The following is a 2,345-nucleotide window of genomic DNA, read 5'->3' as shown; positions in this document are numbered from 1 at the left end:
GCTTGCAGCAGCCTAACCCCGGCAGAGGCTCCACTTAGCGAACCGAAAACGCTGTTCAGACAAACCGAGCCACCTCACGTTCCTTCTGTGTGAAACTACATTCCATAGGCTGACCCGCCACCGCCTGAAGTCATCAAGACTGTCGATCCCAGCAGCGATGGAGATCGCATAGATCGGCCCAGTGGACCGGCACTGGAAATCACGGGCAATTCGGCAGGCATATCTCCTGGAGCATTTGGGCACTCAATCCTGGCGCAACGGTGTGCAGAGCAGCATTTCCTGATAATCTGGTATTTATTAGCCGATCGATACAAGGCGTCTCATTGGGTCCCTCCGGATAAATAGAGGAAATCCAACAACGAGATATTCATATGCGTTCCCATGAGATCGTCCGCGCTTCTGCCCGCCACCACATGACTACAGCCTTTCGACAGATTGGACAGGCGCTCGGCCTGAAACAAGGCTTCATCACTGCCGCTCGTCGTGCCGCCACGTCCCATGTCGTCGATTGTATCTGCCTCAATGATGAGGATATGCCCTACGGCGTCTATGTTGGTCAGCTTCGAGAGTGCGAGGAGTGGTGTCAGCAGAACTGCCCTCATGATCATGAGATCGAGCCTCTTCGAGATCGAGGTCGTCTCATAGGTCGGCGCTATCGGTTTGCTCGTGAGAGCGATGCGGCCCTGTTTAAGATGCTGTTCGTGTGACTTCGGAGTACCGAGGCGCTTCAGAAGGAGTCCCACACGACCAATCTCGTGTGAGACTCTGCAAACTCATTCGAGATCGTCCCACAGGAGTTGTCTCATTTGACGAGCTTGACAATTCCCACTAAGTTGCCCCACAAATTGGGGAGAAATGGCATGCTCGTGGGGTTGGCTCGGACATCGACAACGGAACAGCAGGCTGGCCTGGAGCATCAGATCGAGACCCTGAAGAAGCTGGGTTGCGAAAAGCTATTTGTTGAGGAGACCTCCTCGGTCGGTCAGCGCCCAGTTCTGGAGCAGGCTATTGACTGGGTACGTGAGGGAGATGCGCTCTGCGTGACCACGCTCTCCAGGCTGGCGAGATCAGTGCCTCACCTTTGGCAGATCATTCAGCGGCTGGAAGAGAAGAAGGTCAGCCTTCGTATCCTCGATATGGGTGTGGACACGGCGACCCCAAACGGTCGGCTCATGCTGAACCTCATCGGCTCTATCGTTCAGTGGGAACGCGAGGTCATGCTCGAAAGGCAGGCTATCGGAATAAAGAAAGCTCAGAAGGAAGGGAAATTCCGGGGCCGGGTTCCCGTAGCGCGTCGTCAGACAGAGGAGATCATTCGATTGAAGAATGACGGCATGAACCCAGCCGACATTGCGAAAACGCTGAAAGTAGGTCGGTCGAGCGTCTATAGGGTGCTGGCTGATAATCCATTCAAAGTTGAGGCGTGACGGGCCGCACGTGAGAGCGGCAGGCCGACTTGGGCCTCAACTTGGCCAATCCTAGTTACCTGTATGCAGCGCCTGCTTCGGCGCAGTGCTCTTTGACCTTCTCGATCCAGCCTTCGTACCAATACCACATATTGTCCGATAGCTTAGTGCCCCAGTTGTTTTTCGGGTCTCTGGCTTTCAGCTTATTACAGAGTTGCGTGTGATGGTGCATATTGAACTTCGGGTATCCCGCCGCTCGGACGATCTCCACCACCTTTCCAGGCCGAAACTTCTGCTTTTCAACTTCTTTTAAAAGATAGCGATTGATAGCCTCACTCTCTTCGCTTCCGGACTTCACGAACTCTATGACATCATCCGCAGTTCCTCTGTTAGAGACGGTCTTCTGCACCAAAGCGATACGAAAGGCATATCTTTCGTTGTTGTAGTCGTCAGCACTCAACCCCTCCTCAAAACTCTTCTGAGCGGCGAGAATATTAGCGGGCAAGTCTCGTTCTCTGAACAGTAGCTTCTGCTGATCGAGCGTGAATGCACTAAATTGGATCGCACTGGCTAACTCGCCATCGAGCTTTGTTCCATCTCCGAATAGCCTTTTGATATAGCGATTGAAGTTCAATGCGCATGCTTGAAGCTTCGCGCTAAGAGCATCATCAATCCGGGATGTCATTTGATGCTCGATCTCATGCCGGATAGTGATAAGGAACAGAAGATTGTTTTTGGTGTGCTTATCAACTGGACTTGCTGCATGCTCTAAGCACTTTTCAAGTTCCCAATATTTATCTGCGCCATGCTTCGTTTTGGATAGCGTCCGCCATCCCTCCTTTATTTCATAGTATCTATGATCTAAAGCATCGGACGGTTAAACAGACGCATATCCGGCTGCCTTGAGGTAGTTCCAGCACTCCTGAGGCTCGAACAAGT

The 2,345-nt window shown here is 52.4% G+C and carries 3 protein-coding genes; 1 reads left to right on the top strand and 2 read right to left on the bottom strand.

The window, feature by feature from the left end; translation table 11 throughout:
* Positions 1–320: 320 nt before the first annotated feature.
* Positions 321–608 (bottom strand): hypothetical protein, encoded by a 288-nt coding sequence (locus tag DRB19_RS29420; RefSeq protein WP_147023411.1) that lies wholly within the window; start codon positions 606–608, stop codon positions 321–323.
* Between the two features lie 252 nt (positions 609–860).
* Between DRB19_RS29420 and DRB19_RS29415 the strand changes: the two genes are divergently transcribed.
* On the top strand, positions 861–1,427 hold the full coding sequence (locus tag DRB19_RS29415; RefSeq protein ID WP_114189479.1) for a recombinase family protein: 567 nt from the start codon (positions 861–863) through the stop codon (positions 1,425–1,427).
* Positions 1,428–1,482: 55 nt separating this feature from the next.
* On the opposite strand, the gene DRB19_RS29410 is transcribed toward DRB19_RS29415, so the two are convergent.
* On the bottom strand, positions 1,483–2,250 hold the full coding sequence (locus DRB19_RS29410; protein WP_114189481.1) for a DUF3644 domain-containing protein: 768 nt from the start codon (positions 2,248–2,250) through the stop codon (positions 1,483–1,485).
* Positions 2,251–2,345: the final 95 nt, after the last annotated feature.

This window comes from Microvirga aerophila (assembly GCF_003332305.1).
In the GTDB taxonomy this organism is placed as follows: Bacteria; Pseudomonadota; Alphaproteobacteria; order Rhizobiales; family Beijerinckiaceae; genus Microvirga; species Microvirga aerophila.
Note: the sequence above shows the minus strand (reverse complement) of the source record. Positions and strands in the feature narration are given on the sequence as shown.

Bases quoted from the DNA above. Each gene is read 5' to 3' on its own strand.
- DRB19_RS29420 (WP_147023411.1), bottom strand. From the start codon at position 608: ATGATCATGAGGGCAGTTCTGCTGACACCACTCCTCGCACTCTCGAAG.
- DRB19_RS29415 (WP_114189479.1), top strand. From the start codon at position 861: ATGCTCGTGGGGTTGGCTCGGACATCGACAACGGAACAGCAGGCTGGC.